Source organism: Mesorhizobium sp. M0052 (assembly GCF_040323255.1).
Taxonomy (GTDB): Bacteria; Pseudomonadota; Alphaproteobacteria; order Rhizobiales; family Rhizobiaceae; genus Mesorhizobium.
On sequence record NZ_JAMYUS010000010.1, the window covers coordinates 26,331 to 44,562 of the forward strand.

Genomic DNA, 18,232 nt, shown 5'->3' on the forward strand with positions numbered 1-18,232 from the left:
GATGGCCTTCGACCTGACGGTCAAGCGAATTTACGAAGCACCCGCGCCCGACGGGCAGCGGGTGCTGGTCGATCGCATCTGGCCGCGCGGCATCAGCAAGGAGGATGCCGCGCTGACGCTGTGGCTGAAGGAGATCGCGCCGAGCGATGAATTGCGGAGGTGGTTCGGACATGAGCCGGCGCGATGGGCGGAGTTTCAGGTGCGGTATTCGGTCGAGCTGGATGGGAATAGAGAAGCGGTGGCGAAACTGCGTGGCTTGCTCGGCAAGGCCAAGGTGACGCTGCTTTATGGCGCGCATGACGAGGCGCATAACAATGCGGTGGCGTTGGCGGGGTATTTGCGCGGGACGGGTTGAGAGACAGCGAACCGCTGCATACGCCGCAAGCGAAAGCCTTCACAATTAGCGATCGCCCTCCACGCGTTCGTCATCCTCGGGTCTGCGCTGCGTCGCTTCGCTCCTTGCTACGCCATAGGCTGACGAGGCAAGGCTACGCTACTTCACCACCCCTTCATAAGCCTCCGGCTTGAACCCCACCAAAATCTCATCCCCGACCTCGAGCACCGGGCGCTTGATCATCGTCGGGTTGGCCAGCATCAGCTTCCTGGCCTTCTTCTCGTCGAGCCCTTGCTTGTCCTTGTCCGGCAGTTCGCGAAATGTGGTGCTGCCCTTGTTGAGCAGCTTTTCCCAGCCAACCTTGCCGACCCACCCGTCCAGTCTGCCCGCCTCTATCCCCTCGGCCCGGTAGTCGTGAAAGCGGTAGGGCACAGCATGGCCCTCCAGCCAGGTGCGCGCCTTGCGGATCGTGTCGCAGGTGGTGATGCCGTACATGGTGATCGTCAAAACGCGCTTCCCTTGACTGGTGGTCGAATCCGCCGGACAGCCTAAAACCGTCCTTCCCGCTTTGCCAGCACCCCGGTCACATCAGCCCATTTTTAGGGCTTGCAATACTAAGGAATTTTCCTAAGTATATTTCTATACCCGTCGACGGACCTCAGGATCGCCCATGCCAAGCCTCCACGCCCCAACTACAAGTCTCCCGCCGATCGACGGCATCTTCCGCGCGCTGGCTGACCCGACGCGGCGGCGCGTGGTCGAGCGGTTGAACCGCAGTCCCGCCTCGGTCAGCGAGTTGGCGCAGCCTTTCGAGATGGCGCTGCCTTCCTTCATCGAGCATCTGAAAGTGCTGGAAGGCTGCGGACTGGTGCGATCGGAAAAAATCGGCCGCACCAGGACCTATCAGCTGGCGCCCGAACCGCTGCAGCTCGCCGAAAACTGGCTGGCCGAACAGCGCACGCTGTGGGAGCGCCGACTCGATCAATTTGACGCCTATGTGATGAGCCTCAAGGAGCAAGAAAAGTGAGCTATCCCTTCAAGCCCGACCCCAGACTGGACCTTGTGCTGGAGCGCAAGCTCGACGCGCCGCGCGAACTCTTGTGGAGCGCGATGACGGTGCCGGAGCATGTCAAGCAATGGTTCACGCCCAAGCCCTGGCTGATCACCGATTGCGAGATCGACCTTCGTCCGGGCGGACTGTTCCGGACGCGCATGCAATCGCCCGACGGCAAGGAGGTCAACGACCGCCATTGCTGCTATCTCGAGATCGTGCCGAACGAGCGGCTGGTGTGGACCGATGCGCTGCTGCCGGGCTATCGGCCCTCGGGCGAGCCCTTCATCACCGCAGTCATTTCGCTTCAGTCGGATGACAAGGGCACGCGCTACACGGCAACGGCCATCCATCGCGACCAGGCTACCCGCAACAATCATGAAGAGATGGGGTTCTTCGACGGCTGGGGCACGGTGGCCGATCAGTTGGCGCAGTATGTGAAGACCATTTGAGCTTTTCCCACTGCGGCCAGGACTTTGTCCCGGCCGCCTGGTTTTTGGGTCGTGCAGCGAAGTGCGCCGGAACCCTACGGCACCCGGGCTCAGTAGTAGAAGCGCTCTTCGGTGATCTTGCCGTTCTTGACGGTGTACAGGCCAACCTCGTCCATGGTGACCCGTTCGCCGGTGGCCTTGGGCGTTATGTCGAACTTGAAGCGCACCGCGAACTGGTCGCCGTTGACATAGGGGCCTTCGACAGAGCCGCCATGGACTTCGTGGTTCGCTTGCCACCATTCGCCCTTTTGCCTGAGAGCTTCCTTGCCACGGGCAATGGCCATCGGCCCCTCCATCGCTTCGAGGCTGACGATATCATCGGCATTGTACTTTTCACCAGCACCCAGGTGATCCCCCTGCTGGAGCATTTCGGTGAAATCCTTGGCAACATCCGCGATGGTCATGTGTGTTCCTCCTGTTCAGACTAAAGTAGGGAAGCGCTTGCCGGCCCGCCACCTTTACCCGCACGACAGCTGACAAGGTGTGTCAGGACGATGATATAGCGCGGCTATGTGACGACGATTGCGGCGGCGTCGGACAGCGACTTCGGTTGCAGACAAAAGCCAATTCCGCAATGCTGGGTGCATGTGCAACCTCTACAACATCACGACGACGCAAGAGGCGGTCCGCCAATGGACCCGCACATTGCGCGATATCAGCGGCAACCTCGAACCTTCGCTTGATGTCTATCCCAATCAACCTGGGCTTGTCGTTCGCAACAGGACGGATGGGGAGCGTGAACTGGCGAAACTGCTTTGGGGTTTGCCAACGCCGCCCGAGCGCATGAAAGGTAAGGCCGACTACGGCACCACCAACGTTCGCAATCCGCAATATTCGCACTGGCAGCAATATGTGGGCGTCGAGCACAGATGTGTCGTGCCGGTGACCAGCTTTGCCGAGCCCAGCCCTGCGGCGAACGATAAAGACCCGGAAACAGGAATCCAGCGAAATTACTGGTTTGCCCGTGGCGAGAGCCGGCCGCTGTTCTTCTTCGCTGGTTTCTGGACGTCTTGGCAGGGCGTCCGAAAGGTCAAGGACGGTCCCGGCGACTTCGAGCTATACGCCTTCATGACCACCAAGCCTAATGCTCTCATTGCGCCGATACATGAGAAGGCTATGCCCGTGATCCTCACCACGCCGGAGGAAACCGAGGCTTGGCTGACGGCGCCATGGTCGGAAGCACGGCGTTTGCAGCGGACGGCGCCCAACGACGCGTTGGTGATCGTTGAGAAGCCAGCCACACAGATCAAGTTCCCACCACAGGCCCCGGCCCAAGGGTCTCTGTTTTAGCCCGAAATCGGCTCTCCTCAATCGTCGTCTCGCCAGATTACCCGGCGAACCATGCGGATTTCGACAAGACGTCTGACGCGAATTTTAAGGCGTTCAGCAGCGCTTGGCAGAATGATGCCTGCATCGAGCTCACGACCTTTGCAGCGCTCGCACCGCATGTGCCGCTCCACATCCCAAAAGGGGATATCACCAACCAGCTTTGCGAGATCGCCAGGCAGATAGTGTCGAGTGATGTTGCAGTTCCGACATCGAACACGAATTAGCTGCCCGACTTCATGCGCCAAGCAGAGGGTTTGCACATTTCGGCGCGGTCGGGTGCTTAGTTCGGGCATCCCGCAAAGTAGGAATATGTTCCTTTGCGAGTCAATTCACACTTAATTCCACCTTGGCGATCTTCACAGCAGGTTAAATCCAACCGTCGATGAAGGGATTGGGTTGGATCAGCTTGGCAGCATAGGGCAGTTGGCACCACGGCGCAGGCTGATATGCGCCACGTCGCCGACGCTGAATTGAAAGCCCTCGGCCTGGCGCGGCGCATCGATCACCACCGGCAATCCCTGCCCCAGCTCAGCATGCAGCCGCAGCGTGCGGCCGTGGAAGACGATGGAGTTGACGCGCGCCGGCGCGGTGCCGGCGGCGGCATCGGTGGTGGCCAGCAAGTCCTCGGGGCGAACGCCGATGGTGCGCTCAGTGCCTTCGCCGGGTGTGTCGCCGGTTTCAGATGTTGCTTCCAGCGAAAGCCCGCCAGCGGCGAAGCGCAGGCGGTCGCCGTCGCGGCCGATGAAGCGCGATTGCAAGAGGTTCATGGTGCCGATGAAGCTTGCGACGAATTTCGTCGCCGGCCGGTCGTAAAGCGTAGCCGGCGGCGCGATCTGCTCGATGCGGCCCTTGTTCATGACGACGATGCGGTCGGAGATCGACAGCGCTTCGGTCTGGTCGTGGGTGACCATGACGAAGGTGGTGCCGAGCCGCGACTGCAGCCGCTTCAGTTCGACCTGCATCTGTTCGCGCAGATGCGCATCGAGCGCCGACAGCGGTTCATCGAGCAACAGAACGCGCGGCTCGCAGACTATGGCTCGGGCGAGCGCGACGCGCTGGCGCTGGCCACCCGACAGTTCGGAAACGCGGGCGCCGAGCTTGTCGGCGAGGCCGACCATGTCGAGGGCTTCGCGGACGCGCTTTGCCTGCTCGGCGCCGGACAGTTTGCGCAGCGACAGGCCGAAGCCGACATTCTCGGCGACGTTCATATGCGGGAACAGCGCATAATCCTGGAACACGGTGTTGACGGGACGGTCGAACGGCCTGAGCGCGGTGATGTCGCGACCATCGAGCAGCACCTTGCCGCTCGACGGGCTCTCGAAACCGGCAATGACGCGCAGGCTGGTGGTCTTGCCGCAGCCCGAGGGCCCGAGCAGGGTGATGAACTCGCCGCTGATAATGTCGAGATCGACGGCGTCGAGCCCGACAATGCCGCCGGGGAAAACCTTCGAGACCGTGTCCAGGCGTACCAGCGCATCAGGCGCCATCGCGAACCTCGGACGGCTTGGTGGTGTTGACCCAGAGGATCTGGCAAGGCTCGGTGCCGGGATTGCGGAAGGCGTGCAGAAGCGTGCTCTTGAAGGCAAAGGAGTCGCCGCTCTTCAGCACGTATTTTGTCGAGTCCACCACCAGTTCGACCTCGCCCGACAGGACATAGCCGAACTCGTGACCGATATGCGCGTAGGCTTCCGCCGTGCCGCCATCGGCTTCCACGGTCACCAAGAGGCCGGTCAGCGCCGCGCCCGGCGGCGACAGCAGCGCCTTGGCGATGCCTTCCGACTTGACCGGGAGCTGCCGCCTTTTGTCGGCGCGCACGCAATAGAGATCGTTGGCGGCTTCGTTGCCGTCGGTGATCAGCGCCGAAGGCTCGATGTCGAGCGCGGCCGCAAGCGGCCAGATCACCTTGACGCGCAGCGAAGACAGGCCGCGCTCGATCTGGCTCAGCGCACCGATGGAGACGCCGGCTTTTGCTGCCAGCTCGGCCAGCGACAAATTGCGCTCCAGCCGCAGCGCCCGCACGCGCCGGCCGACGCGAATGTCGGCGTCGGCCTTTGGTTTCGCTTCAAGCATGTCCATCAGTTGGTCCTTGTTGCAGTCTTTGGCGCGGCGGCAAGACCCGCGGGCTTCAGGAGATTAGTCACAATTACCTGCCGTCGGCGCTGCCCCTCCCTGCCGGACATTTCTCCCCGTATAGTGACGGGGAGAAAGCGGCTGGTCGCAAACTCGGCGCCATTTCTGCAACGTTTGCGGTTTGCGAAATCGCTGGTGACAGCGCCCCTCTCCCCGTCTCTATACGGGGAGAGGATGCCGGCAGGCAGGTGAGGGGCAGCGCAACCGTCGGCGATGGATCCCTCACCCGCCCGCCTTCACTTTCTCGAACATCTTCGCCACATCGTCGTTCTGCTTCATCGGGCCGGTGAAGATGGTGGTCTTCAGCATCACCTCCGGGTCGGCCGGCAATTGCAGCTTGTCCAGTTCGTCCTTCGCCACGCCGGCGAAGGCGGTGCTCAGCGAGCTGCCATAGCCGTAGGCTTGGATCAGGTACTTACCCGAGTCGGCGTCGAGCCGGCTGTTGATGAAGTCATAGGCGAGGTCGACGTTTTTGGCGTCCTTGAGCATGACGAAGCCGCAGGCCCAGGTCAGCATGCCCTCCTTCGGCTTCATGAACTCGACCGGCACGCCCTGCTTCTTCAGCGAGGTTGCCGACGCGTTCCAGGTCATGGCGGCGACCAGCTGGCCGCTGGCCAGCGCCTGTTCGACCGAGGTCATGTCGGTGGTGTAGTTGGAGAGCAGCGGACGCTGCTCGCGCAATTTTTCCGCCACCTTGTCCATCTGCTCCGGCGTCATATCGAAGGGGTTTACGCCGGCCAGAAGTGCTGCAACGATCGGCGTGTCATGCACGGCATCGATGGTCGCCATGCGGCCGGCATATTGCTTGTCCCACAGAAGGTTCCAGCTCGCTTCCGGGTTCTTCACCAGATCGGTGCGGTAGAGGATCGAGGTGTTGCCCCAGTCCCACGGCACCATCCAGACCTTGCCGTCGCCGGCCTGGATGTCGGGCAGGTTCTTGAACACCGGGAAGATCGAATCCCAGTTCTTGATGCGCTTGGTATCGATCGGCTGCAGCAGGCCTTCCTTGTTCCAGCGCGCCACCTTGTCGTAGCAGGGATGGGCGATATCGGGGCGGAAGCCGGCCTTGACCTTGGTGAAGGCATCGTCGTCGTCGCCGAAGATCGAGGCCTCGACGCCATCGGGATGGGCCGTCAGGAAGCTCTTGTTGAAGTCGGGCAGTTCATAGCCGGACCAGGTGAAATATTGCAGCTTGTCGGCGGCGAAGGCGACAGTCGACGACAGGACGATTGCAAGCGCGGCAAGCCCGGTGCGGGCTGTCTTTGCAGTGATCGATTTCGGGCCAGTGATCGATTTCAGCCCAGTAATTGATTTCGGGTCGAATGCCATTTCGGTTCTCCTCTTTTGTTATGGTTCAGGCTGGACTGGTGGGCGCCGTCCGACGGGCTGTGCTCAGCCCGCGATGGCGCAGGATTTCGGCGATGCCGGCGATGATGACGGACACAGCAAGGATAGCTGTCCCCAGCGCCATCACGGTCGGCAGCGAGCGAGGAAAACGCAGTTGGCTCCAGATGTAGAGCGGCAGCGTCGGCTCGGTGCCGGCGAGAAAGAAGACGACGATGAACTCGTCGAAGGAAATCAGAAAGGCCAGCATGAAGGCCGAGACGATGGCCGGCAGCGAGAGCGGCAACATCACCCGCCGGAAGGTCGTCCAGTCGGAAGCGCCGAGATCGAGTGCGGCCTCGCGAATGGTTTTCGGAATTGCGGCAAACCGGCTGCGCATGATCACCACGGTGGTCGGCAGCGCCACCAGTATGTGGCCGAGAACGATGGCGATGCGCGACGGGCCGAGGCCGATGAGATTGACGAGGATCAGCAACGATATGCCGACGATGACGCCGGGGATCAGGATCGGCAGCCTGGAGATGGCGCTGATGGTGGCGGCGAGCGGCGAACGACCGTAGAGGTCCATATAGGAGACGGTGATGCCGCAGAGCGTGGCGCCGGCGGCGGCCACGACGCCAATGACGAGACTGTTCAAAAGCGCGCCGGACAGCGCCGGATTGCCATAGAGCGTGGCATACCATTCGAGCGTGAAGCCCTGCAGCGGAAACGCGGCCTGGATGGAGTTGTTGAAGGAAAACAGCGGGATCAACAGCACCGGCAGATAGAGGAAGACGAGATAGGCAAGCACATAGACGCCGAGCCAGCCGCGGCCATCATCTCTCCGCGCCGCGCTCATGTGCGGCTGCCGAATTTGCGGTCGGCGCCGCGTGCGACCAGCACCACGCAGAGGATGACCAGCATCACGCAGACTGAAAGTGCCGCCCCGAACGGCCAGTCATTGGCCTTGCCGAACTGCGACTGGATCAATGTGCCGATCATGGTGCTGGCGGGACCGCCGACCATGGCCGGGGTGACATAGTCGCCGACCGTCGGCACAAAGACGACGAGGGCGGCCGCCAGAACGCCCGGCATCGAATTGGGCAAGACGACGCGGCGAAACGCCGTGAACGGTCTGGCGCCGAGATCGGAGGCGGCTTCGAGCAGTGATTTCGGGATGGTGTCCAGCGCCACATAGATCGGCAGGATGGCGAAGGGCGCATAGGCATGCGCCAGCGTGACGACCACCGCCGCCGGCGTGTTGAGGAAGGCCAGCGTCGGCTCCGACCAGATGCCGCTTTCGATCAGCGCCGAGTTCAAGACGCCGTTGTAGGCGAGCACGATCTTCCAGGCGAAGACGCGCAGGAGATAGCTGGTCCAGAACGGCAGGGTCACCAGAAACAAAAGCAGGCTGCGGCGGCGGCCGGCATAGAAGGCGAGATAGTAGGCGACGGGATAGGCGGTGACGACGGTCGCCAGCGTCACCAGGCCGGCGATCACCAGCGAGCGCAGCGTCACCGTCCAGTAGAGCGGATCGGAGACCACGGTGATGAAGTTGCCTGCCCTGAAGCCGGCGCCGAGCAGCGAACCGTCATTGCCGCGAAGTGAGAGGAAGAGCACAAGGCCAAGGGCAAACAGGATCAGGAACAAGGTGACCCGCCCGCCCGGCAGCAACATGGCGAAGCGGAAGCCTCGGGACGACCCTGCCGGCGCTTCTGTTGCAACGATGCTCGACATCGGACTGCTCAACGGAAATATGAAATCGGCTTAGCTTTTTCATATTTGTGAAACTGTCAAGCTGAATCCACGAGGCCTAGGCGACCGGCGCCCAATCAGCGCTCGAAGGCGTCGAGCATCCGGTACCAGGCGATGGTCGCGGCGACGCCGACCTGGCGGAAGGCGTGGAACGGGATCGGCCGGACCGGCGACAGCGGGAACGGCAATTGATTGACATCGCCGCCCGCGAGGTAGCCCGCCATGCGTTTTCCCAGCGCGGTCATCAGGCCGACGCCCCTGCCCTGGCAACCAACCACGGCGAGCAGGCCCTTTTCCGGCTCATGGATGTGCGGCAGGTGATCCGGTGTCATCGCCACGCGGCCGAACCAGCGCTTCTCGATGACGACATCGGAGAGCGCCGGATAGAGCCGCACCAGCGCGCGCTGCAGATGCGCCCAGTCGGCCTCGCTCCTCGGCCGCGCCATGCGGCCGCGGCCGCCAAGCACCAGATGGCCGTCGGCTGTTTTGCGGTAGTAGACGAGAATGCGCCTGGAGTCGGACACCGCCTGCCCTTCCGGCAGGATCGTCGCCGCAAGGTTGGATGACAGCGGCGCGGTCGCGACCTGGAAGGAATGCAGCGGCACGATCGTTTCCGCGAGGCCCGGAAGCAGTCCATCGGTATAGGCGTTCGTCGCCAGGACAACCGCTTTCGCCCGCACCTCGGCGCCGCTTTCGGTTGAGACACGCCAAAGGCCGGCCTCCTTGCGGAGTTTCACCACCTTCTGCCGCTCGGCAATGCTGGCGCCGGCGGCGGCGGCGATGCGCGCCAGTTCCACTGTATAGGCGAGCGGATCGATGATGCCGGCGCGGCGGTCGAGCCAGCCGCCGAGATAGCCTTGCGCGCCGGTCATAGCGGCGATCTCGCTTTCATTCAGAAGCCGGACATCGGCGCCACGCGCCCGCCATTGACGATCCCTGTTCGCCGCCGCTTTCAATGCGGTTTCGGTATGCGCGGCCTGGATCCAGCCCTTGCGCGTGAACGGCACCGCCAGCTTTTCGTCGCGGATGAGATCGAACACCGTATCCGCCGCCGAGGCGGCGAAATCGACCAGCGCCCGGCCACGCTCGGGGCCGAAATGCTCGAGCAGCCATTCGGGATCATATTTCAGGCCGGGAATGACCTGGCCGCCATTGAGGCCCGAGGCGCCCTGGCCGATCCCGCCGGCCTCCAGCACCTGTACACCGAGACCGAGCCGGGCTGCGTGCAAGGCGGTCGACAGGCCCATGAAGCCGCCGCCGACGATGGCAACGTCGACCGGCGCAGTGACGAGCAACTGGAAGGCGGATGCGGTCTGCGGCTTCTGCCAGATCGGAACGGAAAACGGTGTGGGCAAGGCTTCACCTGGAGTATGCGGAAAATGAAAATTCTAGTGCTAGTTTCATTTTTTTGAAAGAGCGGGCCTCATGTCAGAACCGACAATTGCCTGCGCCACGGGATAGACCTTTGGCGTGAATCCGGTGAAAGTGCCGCGGCCCAGCTGCCATCTCGATCATCAAAGGACCGTAAGCCATGACGAACCCAACGCAGCTTCCCGCCGACGGGCTCTTCATCGGCCGAGCCAGGGCAAGCGATGCCTCGCATCCTCTGGTGGTCACCGTGCGCGACGGGATCGTTTTCGACGTCACCTCGACCACCGCACCCACAGTGCGCGACATCTGCGAGATGGCCGATCCGGCCGGACACGTGCGCTCTGCCAAGGGCGAACCGATCGGCTCGCTCGACGCGATCGCCGCCAACAGTTTTCAGGCCACCCGCGATCCGGCAAAACCCTATCTGCTCTCGCCTGTCGACCTGCAGGCGGTGAAGGCGTCGGGCGTGACCTTCGTGGTCAGCCTGCTCGAACGCGTCATCGAGGAGCAGGCGCGCGGCTCGGCGGAAAAGGCCGACGCCATCCGCGCCGACATTGCCGGGCTGATCGGCCACGATCTGTCCAAGCTGAAGCCCGGCTCGCCCGAAGCGATGGAGATCAAGGCCAAGCTCATCCAGCGCGGCGCCTGGTCGCAATATCTGGAAGTCGGCATCGGCCCCGACGCCGAGATCTTCACCAAATGCCAGCCGATGGCGTCCGTCGGCTTCGGCGCCGATGTCGGGCTGCATCCTGTCTCCACCTGGAACAACCCCGAGCCGGAGATCGCCATGATCGCCGCCAGCACCGGCAAGATCGTCGGCGCGACCATCGGCAACGACGTCAATCTGCGCGACGTCGAGGGACGCTCGGCGCTGCTGCTCGGCAAGGCCAAGGACAACAATGCCTCGGCCTCGCTTGGGCCCTTCATCCGGTTGTTCGACGCAAGCTTTTCCATCGACGATGTCAAGCGCGCCACTGTGCGGCTGAAGGTCGAGGGCGAGGACGGGTTTTCGCTGGAGGGCGCGAGCTCGATGGCCGAGATCAGCCGTTCGCCCGAAGAGCTGGTCGCGGCCGCCATGGGGCCGCACCACCAGTATCCCGACGGCTTGGCGCTTTATCTCGGCACCATGTTCGTGCCGTCGAAGGATCGCGGCGAGAAGGGCAAGGGATTCACCCACAAGATCGGCGACATCGTCACCATCTCGTCGGAGAAATTCGGCGCGCTGGTGAACCGCGTGCTTCTGTCGCCCGATTGCCCGCACTGGACCTACGGCGCCAGCCATCTCATGCGGGACCTCGCCAAGGCCGACCTGATCTGATTTCGGAGCAGCGGGACGAACGGATAGCCGATAAACGTTCGCATCCGGTCCCTGTAAGCCGTTTGTTAGCGGAATCCGGGTGACTGTATCGGAAATTCGCTCCAGGATTGGGGCGCGGTCTGTGGGGGCCGAATCGCATGCTCGGTTTGCCGATGATATCGGTGCGCAATCTCGCCATGCGTTATGGCGGCGTTGTCGCGCTCAGGGATATGAACCTGTCTGTCGGACAGGGGACCATCCATGCTGTCGTCGGTGAAAGCGGCGCCGGAAAGTCGACGCTGGTGAAGGTGCTTGCCGGCGTGCTCCGGCCCAACAGCGGCACCATCCGCGTCGGCGACCAGATCGTCACCGTCGACAGCCCGATCGCTGCACGCAAGCACAGCTTCGGCGTCGTCCACCAGGGGCTCGGCCTGTTTGCCGACCGCTCGGTGCTGGCCAATCTGTTCGTCAATCGCGAGCCGTTGCGCAATGGCTTCGTCTCCAGGCGCGAAATGGAGGCACGCAGCCGCACCTTGCTTCGGCAACTCAAGCTCGACGTCGATGTCCACGCTCCTGCGGGACAACTCGGCATGGGCGAACGGCATTATGTCGAACTCGGCCGCGCAATTCTGGAAGGCCCGAGGCTGCTGATCCTCGATGAACCGAATTCTGCGCTCGACCGGCGCCAGACCGAGCACCTGTTCACCGTACTAAGTGACCTCAAGGCCAAGGGCACGAGCGTGCTCTATGTCTCGCACCGGCTGGAGGACGTGTTTGCGATCGCAGACCAGGTCACCGTGATGCGCAACGGCCGTGACGTGCTGACAAGTGAGCGCTCGGCGTTGAGCGAAGCCGATGTGATCGACGCCATGATCGGCCAGCAGCGCGGCAGCCTGTTCCCGCCTGCACTGCCGGCCAATGCCAGCACGATAAGGCCGCGGATCACGGTGGAGGGTCTGAGCGGCGGCCGGATTTCCGGCGTCAGCTTCACCGCCCGCTCCGGCGAGATCCTCGGCTTGGCCGGGCTTGAGGGGTCGGGCGTTGAAGACCTGTTCGAGATGCTGTTTGGCCTGCGCGAGGCGCAAAGCGGCAGGGTGCGGCTCCCCGACGGCTACGGCTTGCCTGGAAATCCGACCGAAGCGGCGCGGCGCGGCATCGGCCTGGTGCCGGCCAACCGCCTGTGCAACGGCCTGATGCCCGACCGGTCGCTGGCCTTCAACATAGGCAACATCGCTACCGGCGCCCGCAACTGGGGGTCTCGCCGCTACTCGCCCAAGGCCGCGATCGCCGCCGCCGCAAGGCAGATCGATGCGCTGCGCATCAAGGGCCTGCCGGACGCGCCGGTGAATTCGCTGCTGGCCGGCGATCAGCAGAAGATCGTAATCGCCAAATGGCTGGAGACGGCGCCGCAAGTGCTGCTCCTAGACAATCCGGCTGGCGGTATCGAGGCGGCTGCCAAGCGCAAGATCTATGCGCTGATCCGGCAGATGGCGGCCAATGGCTGTATCGTTTTGCTGCGTTCGGTCGAGCCGTCCGAACTGACCAACCTCAGCAACCGCGTCCTTGTCTTCCACCGCGGCCGGGTCGCCGGCGAGCTGTCCGGCGCCGAGATGAAGCGAAGGACAGTGCTACAACTGACCACCACCGGCGAGATGCCGGGGGCGGAGCGGCCGAAAAAGAAACTCGTGGGAGCCATGGCATGACACGATTGGATCCCATGCTACAGCTTGCCGGTTCGGCTGCCCACCCGAAGCGCAGCCTTCGCCTGCCCGTCGAACTCAGGCCGCTCATCGGGCTCGTTGTCCTTGTGGCGATTACAGGCTTTGCCCGGCCGGATTTCCTCGACGAGGCCAATGTGCTGTCGTTGCTGGAAACCGCTGCGTATCCCGGCATGCTGGCGATCGGCATGGTGTTCGTGCTCGCACTCCGCGAGATCGACCTTTCCGTCGGCTGGATATTCCATCTCGCGGCCCTTCTCACCGCATTCCTTCTGGCCGCCGGCATCGACCCGTGGCTTGCCGCCCTTGCCGGCGTGCTGCTCGGCGCCGGGCTCGGCCTCGTCAACGGCCTGCTGGTGGTGGCGCTGCGACTGCCGGCCATCGTCGTTACGCTGGGCACCTTTGCAATGTTCCGGGGCCTGGCGGCGGTGGCCGTCAAGATGCAAGCGACAGCTCCGGCCAGCCCAGGCGGCGACTTCTTTGAGATCGTTCACGGCAAGCTGTTCGGCCTTGTGCCGACGGCTGTCTTTGTCTTCGTCACAATGGCCGTGGTGATGCACCTCGTGCTTCACCGCAGCCGCTTCGGCTACCGGATCCAGGCCGTCGGCAGCAATCCGCAGGCGGCGCTCTATGCCGGCATCCCGACAGGTGCTGTGCGGCTGCAGACGCTGGTGCTGATGGGCATCGTCTCGGGGCTGGCGGGCGCGCTGTGGCTTGGCTCTCCCGTTACCGACGTCGACCAAGGCGGCGGTTTCGTGCTGATGGCGATTGCCGCGGCGATCATCGGCGGCACCTCGCTTTCCGGCGGGCGCGGCACCGTCTTCGGTGCGGTGATCGGCATGCTGATCGTCCAGGTCATCTTGAGCGGCGTGACCCTGTTCGGCATCGACGCCGCATGGAGCCCCTTCGTGATCGGCGCGGTGATGGTGCTGGCGCTCGCGCTCGACCGGCTGGCCAAGGTGCTGCGCAACCGCCAGGCCGAGCGCTTTCAGGAAAATCCGCGCGCCTGAGTTTAAGCCCCGCCTGCTTGCCGGGAAATATCTCTATCTCTTGGTTGACGCAATTCCGGACGGAAAACCGTTTCACACTTTTCCTGGAATTGCCCTCTAACTGATGCGATCTGATGGGATCGATGATGGCGCGTTGCATCGCGCCACCATCCATTGGGCGGATGGAGGCTTGCCATCGGCCGCAAAAGAAGATGCTCTGCGCATCCGGGTCGGCGCTGGCAGGAGGAGAGGATCAAGGGCATGGCCCGGATCATCGCCGGACGTGGAGGTCGTTTTTCAACATGGGAGGAAAGCAAATGCTGACGAGGCTACGATTACTCGTGCTTGGCTTGATTGTGGCGCTGGCCGTTCCGGCGGCGGCACAGGCCAAGACGTTCTACTGGATTTCGCATGGCGGCCCGGCCGACCCGGTCTGGACCTACTTCCTGGCCGGCGCCAAGCAATGGGCGAAGGACACCGGCAACACCGTCAACACCTCGTTCCACAATGGCGACGTTGCCTCGCAGCAGGAGGCCGTGCGCGCCGCGATCTCGGCAAAGGCCGACGGCATCGTCACCACCAGCCCCGATCCGGGCAGCCTGATCGAAATCGCCAAGGAAGCCAACACGGCCAAGATCCCGATCATCAACTTCAACACGCCCGATCCCAAGGCAAGCTTCGACGCCTATGTCGGCGGCGACAACGTCACCTTCGGCAAGCACTGGGCGCAATATCTGGTCGACAAGGGCCTGGTGAAGAAGGGCGACTTCGTCTGGATGCCGGTCGAAATCCCCGGCGCCACCTACGGCGTCCAGGAAGAGGAAGGCATCAAGAGCGTCTTCGAACCGCTGGGGATCACCTATGAGATCACCGAAGCGACCCTCGACCAGGCCGAAGCCATCAACCGCATGGTCGACTATCTCACCGCCAACAAGGCCAAGGTCAAGGCAATCATCGGCCTCGGCGATCTGGTCACCGGCTCGATCAAGCGGGTGTTCGACCAGGCCGGCATCAAGCCGGGCGAAATCCCGGTCGTCGGCTGGGGCAACTCGCTCGACACCACCCAGGAAGTGCTGACCGGCTACGTCAATGCCGGCCAGTGGCAGGACCCGCAGGCGACCAGCTACGTCGCGCTGTCGCTGGCCAACATGGCGGCGTCAGGCATTCCTCCGGGCTTCAACGTCATCACCGGCGCGCTCTATGAAAAGGACACCGCGCAGGTCTACGACGACATCCTGTCGGGCAAATAACCCAGACCTTCAACAGTCGCGGCCGCAGCCGCGGTCGCGACTGTCTTTTCGCCGAGCCCTTCGCGTTGCGCGCTGGGCTCAGCCTTCCCCTTCCTGTCGCAGGTTATCAGTGGAAAACCGTTCGCTCATCCAACGCCTGATCGCGAGGCCGGAATTCGGGCCCTTCGTTCTGCTCATCGTCGAAATCGCGGTGTTCTGGAGCATCAACCACGATTTCCTGTCGCCGCAGAACATCTCCAACACGCTGGCCTTCACCGTCGAGCTCGGGCTGATCGCGCTGGCGATGACGCTGTTGATGACGTCGGGTGAATTCGATCTGTCGGTCGGCTCGCTGTTCGGCTTTTCGCCGGTGCTGATGTGGACGCTGTTCAACAGCGGCCTGACCTCGCTGGAGGTCGGCTTCCTCGCCGCGCTGCTGATCGCGGCCTTCATCGGCCTGGTCAATGGCTGGTTCGTCACGCAGCTGAAAATCCCATCCTTCCTGGTGACGCTCGGCATGCTGCTGGTGGTGCGCGGCACCGCGCTGTTCGTCACCGACGGCTTTCCGCAGCGGACGTGGAGCGCCGAGGGCAGCTGGCTGGCCGAAGCGCTGGTCGGTGATTTCTTCATCGGCCCGTTCCGCATCTACATGTCGCTCTTCTGGTTCATCGCGGCGGCCATCGCACTGGGCTACGTGCTGACGCAAAGCCGGACCGGCAACTGGATCCAGGCAGCCGGCGGCAATCCAGGCGCCGCAAGGGCGCGCGGCGTCAACGTCAGCGGCGTCAAGATCGGCCTGTTCGTGCTGTCGTCGGTGATGGCTTCGCTTGCCGGCGTCATCTCGTCGCTGCGCACGTCGGCCGCCAACCCCAACAGCGGCACCGGCTACGAGCTCGAAGTCATCGCCATGGTGGTGATCGGCGGCACGGCGCTGACCGGTGGGCGCGGCACCATCATCGGCACGGTGCTCGGCATCCTCATCCTGCGCGTCATGCGCAACGGCATCGTGCTGATCGGCGTGCCCGGGCTGGCCTACAACATCTTCATCGGCGCCATCATCCTCGGCATGATGGCGCTGCACTCATGGCTGGAACGCCGGCATCAGGCAGGGACCTAGAACCATGGCTGAACCGCTCATCCGCATGTCCAACATCAAAAAGTCCTACGGGCGCGTGCAGGCGCTCGAAGACGCCAATTTTCATGTCAACGAAAGGGAGATCGTCGGCCTGCTCGGCGACAATGGCGCCGGCAAATCGACGCTGATCAAGGTGTTGTCGGGGGCGGTGCCGCTGACCAGCGGCGACATTTTCATCCGCGGCAAGAAGGTCAATCTGCGCAGCACCAGCGACGCCATCGCGCACGGCATCGAGACGATCTACCAGGATTCGGCACTGGTGACGCAGCTGTCGATCGCGCGCAACCTGTTCCTCGGCCGCGAGCCGATCAAACCGCCGCGCTTTTTGAACCGCATGGACCAGGAGGCGATGAACAATGTCGCCCGCGACCTGTTGAAACAGGTCGGCATCTCCAAGAACATCCCGCCGACGACGCCGATCGGCTCCCTGTCCGGCGGCGAGCGGCAGGCCGTCGCCATCGCACGCGCCATGCACTTCGACAGCGACCTGATCATCCTCGACGAGCCGACCAACAATCTCGGCGTCGCCGAGACGCAAGGCGTGCTGAGCTTCGTGCGCAACGCGCGCGATTCCGGGCATTCCTGCATCTTCATCGCCCACAACATCCACCATGTCTTCCAGGTGGTTGACCGCATCGTCGTCATGCGCCGGGGCAAGGTGGTGGCCGACGACATCGACCCGAAGAAGACCAGCGTGGCCGAGGTCGAACGCATCATCACCGGGATGTCGGACAAGGAGATCCGCGACGCCATCATCGAAGGCGGGCCATCGCACGGCTGAACCGTCTTCGCGCCGTCTGGCACGGAAACGCATCCGCTCTAACTCGTTGTAGAGCATGACCTTTTGACAAAACGGTTCCCGTTTGTCCGAGAAAACCGGCTTCCCACTTTTCGGGATCATGCTCTATGACTACAGCCATGAAAGCCACCGTTGCCGACATAGCCAGGAGCTGCGGCCTGTCGACCGCGACCGTCGACCGGGTTCTGAACAACCGGGCCGGCGCGAGCGCCGCCAACCGCCAACGGGTGATGGAGGCGGCCAAGCAGCTCGGCTATTTGCCGGTGGTCGATCAGGTGACGCTGCCGTCGCGGCCGGCGCATCTTGAATTCTTCCTGCCGATCGGCGCCAACGGTTTCATGATCGACCTCGCCGGGCACATCGAGGACTATGCGGGGCGCCTGCCGCTGGTCGCCTCGTGCCGGATCCACAATCTCGGCGGCATCTCACCGGCAGCGCTGCAGGCGGCGGTTGAAAATCTGTCGCTGAAGGCCAATGGCGTCGGCGTCATTGCCGTCGATCATCCGCGAACGCGCAACATATTGCGCGATGTGGTCGAGGCAGGCATCCGCCTTGTCACGCTGGTCTCCGACGTTCCAGCCGCCCCGCGTTCGGCCTATGTCGGCATCGACAACCGGGTTGCCGGACGCACGGCGGCGCTGTTGATGGGGCGCTTCCTCAACGGCCGCCAGGGTCATCTGGCGATGGTCGTCGGCTCGCGTTCCTATCGCGGGCACGAGGAGCGCGAGATGGGCTTTCGGTCGGTGCTGACAGAGGAATTCCCGAATCTCACGGTCTCGAGTGCGGTCGAGATCAATGACGAACCGGAGGGCAGCTACACCGCAACGATGCAGGCGCTGCACAACGAGCCGGAACTGCTCGGCATCTATTGCGTCGGGGCCGGGCGCTCAGGTGTAGCGAGAGCGCTGCTCGAGGCCAAGCCAAAGAAGAAGCCGGTCTTCATCTGCCACGACCTGACCAAGGAAACGCGCGGCTATCTCGTCGACGACCTCGCCGATGTCGTCATCGACCAGAATGCGCGGCTGATCGCGGAGCAATCTGTGATCCGCCTGCTCGGCTCGATCGCATCCGCCGCGCCATACCTGACGAAGAAGTTCATCGAGCCACGGCTGATCTTCAAGGAAAACGTGCCGGTGCAGTGAAGTCGCGCCATGGCGGTTTCTCCGATTTGTACGACAAGTCGGGGTAGATGCCGCAAATCTGCACAGCAGCCATGCAACTTTCATTGTTGCCGAATCATTGGGCAACCCTTACTCATCTGGGTGTCGGCCATCTACTCCT

General features: G+C 63.2%; 19 protein-coding genes. 11 read left to right on the forward strand and 8 right to left on the reverse strand.

The window, feature by feature from the left end:
- Position 1: 1 nt before the first annotated feature.
- A complete protein-coding gene (locus NKJ77_RS15405; protein ID WP_352535414.1) occupies positions 2-355 on the forward strand; it encodes a DUF488 domain-containing protein in 354 nt (117 codons plus the stop codon).
- Positions 356-493: 138 nt separating this feature from the next.
- Here the strand turns inward: NKJ77_RS15405 and NKJ77_RS15410 are convergent, their stop codons facing one another.
- Positions 494-841 (reverse strand): ArsC family reductase, encoded by a 348-nt coding sequence (locus NKJ77_RS15410; protein WP_023709906.1) that lies wholly within the window; start codon positions 839-841, stop codon positions 494-496.
- 163 nt (positions 842-1,004) lie between these two features.
- Between NKJ77_RS15410 and NKJ77_RS15415 the strand changes: the two genes are divergently transcribed.
- Both NKJ77_RS15415 and NKJ77_RS15420 read left to right on the forward strand, forming a co-directional pair.
- The gene (locus NKJ77_RS15415; protein WP_023687094.1) at positions 1,005-1,361 is read left to right on the forward strand and encodes an ArsR/SmtB family transcription factor; all 357 of its coding nucleotides are present in this window, start codon (positions 1,005-1,007) and stop codon (positions 1,359-1,361) included.
- Positions 1,358-1,837, forward strand: a complete 480-nt coding sequence (locus tag NKJ77_RS15420; protein ID WP_023726386.1) for an SRPBCC family protein — start codon at positions 1,358-1,360, stop codon at positions 1,835-1,837. Before NKJ77_RS15415 ends, NKJ77_RS15420 begins: the two co-directional genes overlap by 4 nt.
- Positions 1,838-1,926: 89 nt before the next feature.
- Here the strand turns inward: NKJ77_RS15420 and NKJ77_RS15425 are convergent, their stop codons facing one another.
- Positions 1,927-2,280 (reverse strand): nuclear transport factor 2 family protein, encoded by a 354-nt coding sequence (locus tag NKJ77_RS15425; protein ID WP_023668502.1) that lies wholly within the window; start codon positions 2,278-2,280, stop codon positions 1,927-1,929.
- A 181-nt stretch (positions 2,281-2,461) separates the two neighbouring features.
- Here NKJ77_RS15425 and NKJ77_RS15430 point away from each other — a divergent pair, with 181 nt between their 5' ends.
- Positions 2,462-3,166: an SOS response-associated peptidase gene (locus NKJ77_RS15430; protein ID WP_023684394.1), complete on the forward strand. Its 705-nt coding sequence runs from the start codon at positions 2,462-2,464 to the stop codon at positions 3,164-3,166.
- Between the two features lie 440 nt (positions 3,167-3,606).
- On the opposite strand, the gene NKJ77_RS15435 is transcribed toward NKJ77_RS15430, so the two are convergent.
- From NKJ77_RS15435 to NKJ77_RS15460, 6 genes are all read right to left on the reverse strand, one after another.
- Positions 3,607-4,692, reverse strand: coding sequence for an ABC transporter ATP-binding protein (locus NKJ77_RS15435; RefSeq protein WP_023687090.1), 1,086 nt, complete (start codon positions 4,690-4,692; stop codon positions 3,607-3,609).
- Positions 4,682-5,281 (reverse strand): helix-turn-helix domain-containing protein, encoded by a 600-nt coding sequence (locus NKJ77_RS15440; protein ID WP_023684396.1) that lies wholly within the window; start codon positions 5,279-5,281, stop codon positions 4,682-4,684. Before NKJ77_RS15440 ends, NKJ77_RS15435 begins: the two co-directional genes overlap by 11 nt.
- A 276-nt stretch (positions 5,282-5,557) precedes the next feature.
- Positions 5,558-6,664 carry an ABC transporter substrate-binding protein gene (locus tag NKJ77_RS15445; RefSeq protein ID WP_023668506.1) on the reverse strand — a complete coding sequence of 369 codons (1,107 nt, stop codon included), beginning with the start codon at positions 6,662-6,664 and terminating at the stop codon, positions 5,558-5,560.
- A 25-nt stretch (positions 6,665-6,689) separates the two neighbouring features.
- Positions 6,690-7,517, reverse strand: a complete 828-nt coding sequence (locus NKJ77_RS15450) for an ABC transporter permease (RefSeq protein ID WP_023709184.1) — start codon at positions 7,515-7,517, stop codon at positions 6,690-6,692.
- The gene (locus NKJ77_RS15455; protein ID WP_352535415.1) at positions 7,514-8,395 is read right to left on the reverse strand and encodes an ABC transporter permease; all 882 of its coding nucleotides are present in this window, start codon (positions 8,393-8,395) and stop codon (positions 7,514-7,516) included. Before NKJ77_RS15455 ends, NKJ77_RS15450 begins: the two co-directional genes overlap by 4 nt.
- 95 nt (positions 8,396-8,490) lie before the next feature.
- On the reverse strand, positions 8,491-9,768 hold the full coding sequence (locus NKJ77_RS15460; protein WP_352535416.1) for an NAD(P)/FAD-dependent oxidoreductase: 1,278 nt from the start codon (positions 9,766-9,768) through the stop codon (positions 8,491-8,493).
- A gap of 176 nt (positions 9,769-9,944) precedes the next feature.
- Here NKJ77_RS15460 and NKJ77_RS15465 point away from each other — a divergent pair, with 176 nt between their 5' ends.
- The 7 genes from NKJ77_RS15465 to NKJ77_RS15495 all read left to right on the forward strand — a co-directional run bounded on the left by NKJ77_RS15465 (position 9,945) and on the right by NKJ77_RS15495 (position 18,093).
- Positions 9,945-11,102: a fumarylacetoacetate hydrolase family protein gene (locus NKJ77_RS15465; protein ID WP_023668510.1), complete on the forward strand. Its 1,158-nt coding sequence runs from the start codon at positions 9,945-9,947 to the stop codon at positions 11,100-11,102.
- Between the two features lie 137 nt (positions 11,103-11,239).
- Entirely contained in the window at positions 11,240-12,784 is a 1,545-nt protein-coding gene (locus NKJ77_RS15470; protein WP_352535417.1) for a sugar ABC transporter ATP-binding protein, read from the forward strand.
- Entirely contained in the window at positions 12,781-13,809 is a 1,029-nt protein-coding gene (locus tag NKJ77_RS15475; RefSeq protein WP_352535418.1) for an ABC transporter permease, read from the forward strand. Before NKJ77_RS15470 ends, NKJ77_RS15475 begins: the two co-directional genes overlap by 4 nt.
- A 296-nt stretch (positions 13,810-14,105) precedes the next feature.
- On the forward strand, positions 14,106-15,038 hold the full coding sequence (locus NKJ77_RS15480; RefSeq protein WP_023687083.1) for a substrate-binding domain-containing protein: 933 nt from the start codon (positions 14,106-14,108) through the stop codon (positions 15,036-15,038).
- 109 nt (positions 15,039-15,147) lie between these two features.
- On the forward strand, positions 15,148-16,134 hold the full coding sequence (locus NKJ77_RS15485; RefSeq protein ID WP_023668514.1) for an ABC transporter permease: 987 nt from the start codon (positions 15,148-15,150) through the stop codon (positions 16,132-16,134).
- A gap of 4 nt (positions 16,135-16,138) precedes the next feature.
- Positions 16,139-16,933: an ATP-binding cassette domain-containing protein gene (locus NKJ77_RS15490; protein WP_023668515.1), complete on the forward strand. Its 795-nt coding sequence runs from the start codon at positions 16,139-16,141 to the stop codon at positions 16,931-16,933.
- Positions 16,934-17,070: 137 nt separating this feature from the next.
- Positions 17,071-18,093: a LacI family DNA-binding transcriptional regulator gene (locus NKJ77_RS15495; RefSeq protein WP_023668516.1), complete on the forward strand. Its 1,023-nt coding sequence runs from the start codon at positions 17,071-17,073 to the stop codon at positions 18,091-18,093.
- Positions 18,094-18,232 lie beyond the last annotated feature (139 nt).

What these genes read in the sequence shown, in the direction of transcription:
- NKJ77_RS15430 (WP_023684394.1), top strand. Translation starts at nt 2,462, where the DNA reads ATGTGCAACCTCTACAACATCACGACGACGCAAGAGGCGGTCCGCCAA.
- NKJ77_RS15475 (WP_352535418.1), top strand. Translation starts at nt 12,781, where the DNA reads ATGACACGATTGGATCCCATGCTACAGCTTGCCGGTTCGGCTGCCCAC.
- NKJ77_RS15450 (WP_023709184.1), bottom strand. Translation starts at nt 7,517, where the DNA reads ATGAGCGCGGCGCGGAGAGATGATGGCCGCGGCTGGCTCGGCGTCTAT.
- NKJ77_RS15445 (WP_023668506.1), bottom strand. Translation starts at nt 6,664, where the DNA reads ATGGCATTCGACCCGAAATCAATTACTGGGCTGAAATCGATCACTGGC.
- NKJ77_RS15470 (WP_352535417.1), top strand. Translation starts at nt 11,240, where the DNA reads ATGCTCGGTTTGCCGATGATATCGGTGCGCAATCTCGCCATGCGTTAT.
- NKJ77_RS15495 (WP_023668516.1), top strand. Translation starts at nt 17,071, where the DNA reads ATGAAAGCCACCGTTGCCGACATAGCCAGGAGCTGCGGCCTGTCGACC.
- NKJ77_RS15490 (WP_023668515.1), top strand. Translation starts at nt 16,139, where the DNA reads ATGGCTGAACCGCTCATCCGCATGTCCAACATCAAAAAGTCCTACGGG.
- NKJ77_RS15405 (WP_352535414.1), top strand. Translation starts at nt 2, where the DNA reads ATGGCCTTCGACCTGACGGTCAAGCGAATTTACGAAGCACCCGCGCCC.
- NKJ77_RS15415 (WP_023687094.1), top strand. Translation starts at nt 1,005, where the DNA reads ATGCCAAGCCTCCACGCCCCAACTACAAGTCTCCCGCCGATCGACGGC.
- NKJ77_RS15425 (WP_023668502.1), bottom strand. Translation starts at nt 2,280, where the DNA reads ATGACCATCGCGGATGTTGCCAAGGATTTCACCGAAATGCTCCAGCAG.
- NKJ77_RS15435 (WP_023687090.1), bottom strand. Translation starts at nt 4,692, where the DNA reads ATGGCGCCTGATGCGCTGGTACGCCTGGACACGGTCTCGAAGGTTTTC.
- NKJ77_RS15465 (WP_023668510.1), top strand. Translation starts at nt 9,945, where the DNA reads ATGACGAACCCAACGCAGCTTCCCGCCGACGGGCTCTTCATCGGCCGA.
- NKJ77_RS15440 (WP_023684396.1), bottom strand. Translation starts at nt 5,281, where the DNA reads ATGGACATGCTTGAAGCGAAACCAAAGGCCGACGCCGACATTCGCGTC.
- NKJ77_RS15455 (WP_352535415.1), bottom strand. Translation starts at nt 8,395, where the DNA reads ATGTCGAGCATCGTTGCAACAGAAGCGCCGGCAGGGTCGTCCCGAGGC.
- NKJ77_RS15480 (WP_023687083.1), top strand. Translation starts at nt 14,106, where the DNA reads ATGCTGACGAGGCTACGATTACTCGTGCTTGGCTTGATTGTGGCGCTG.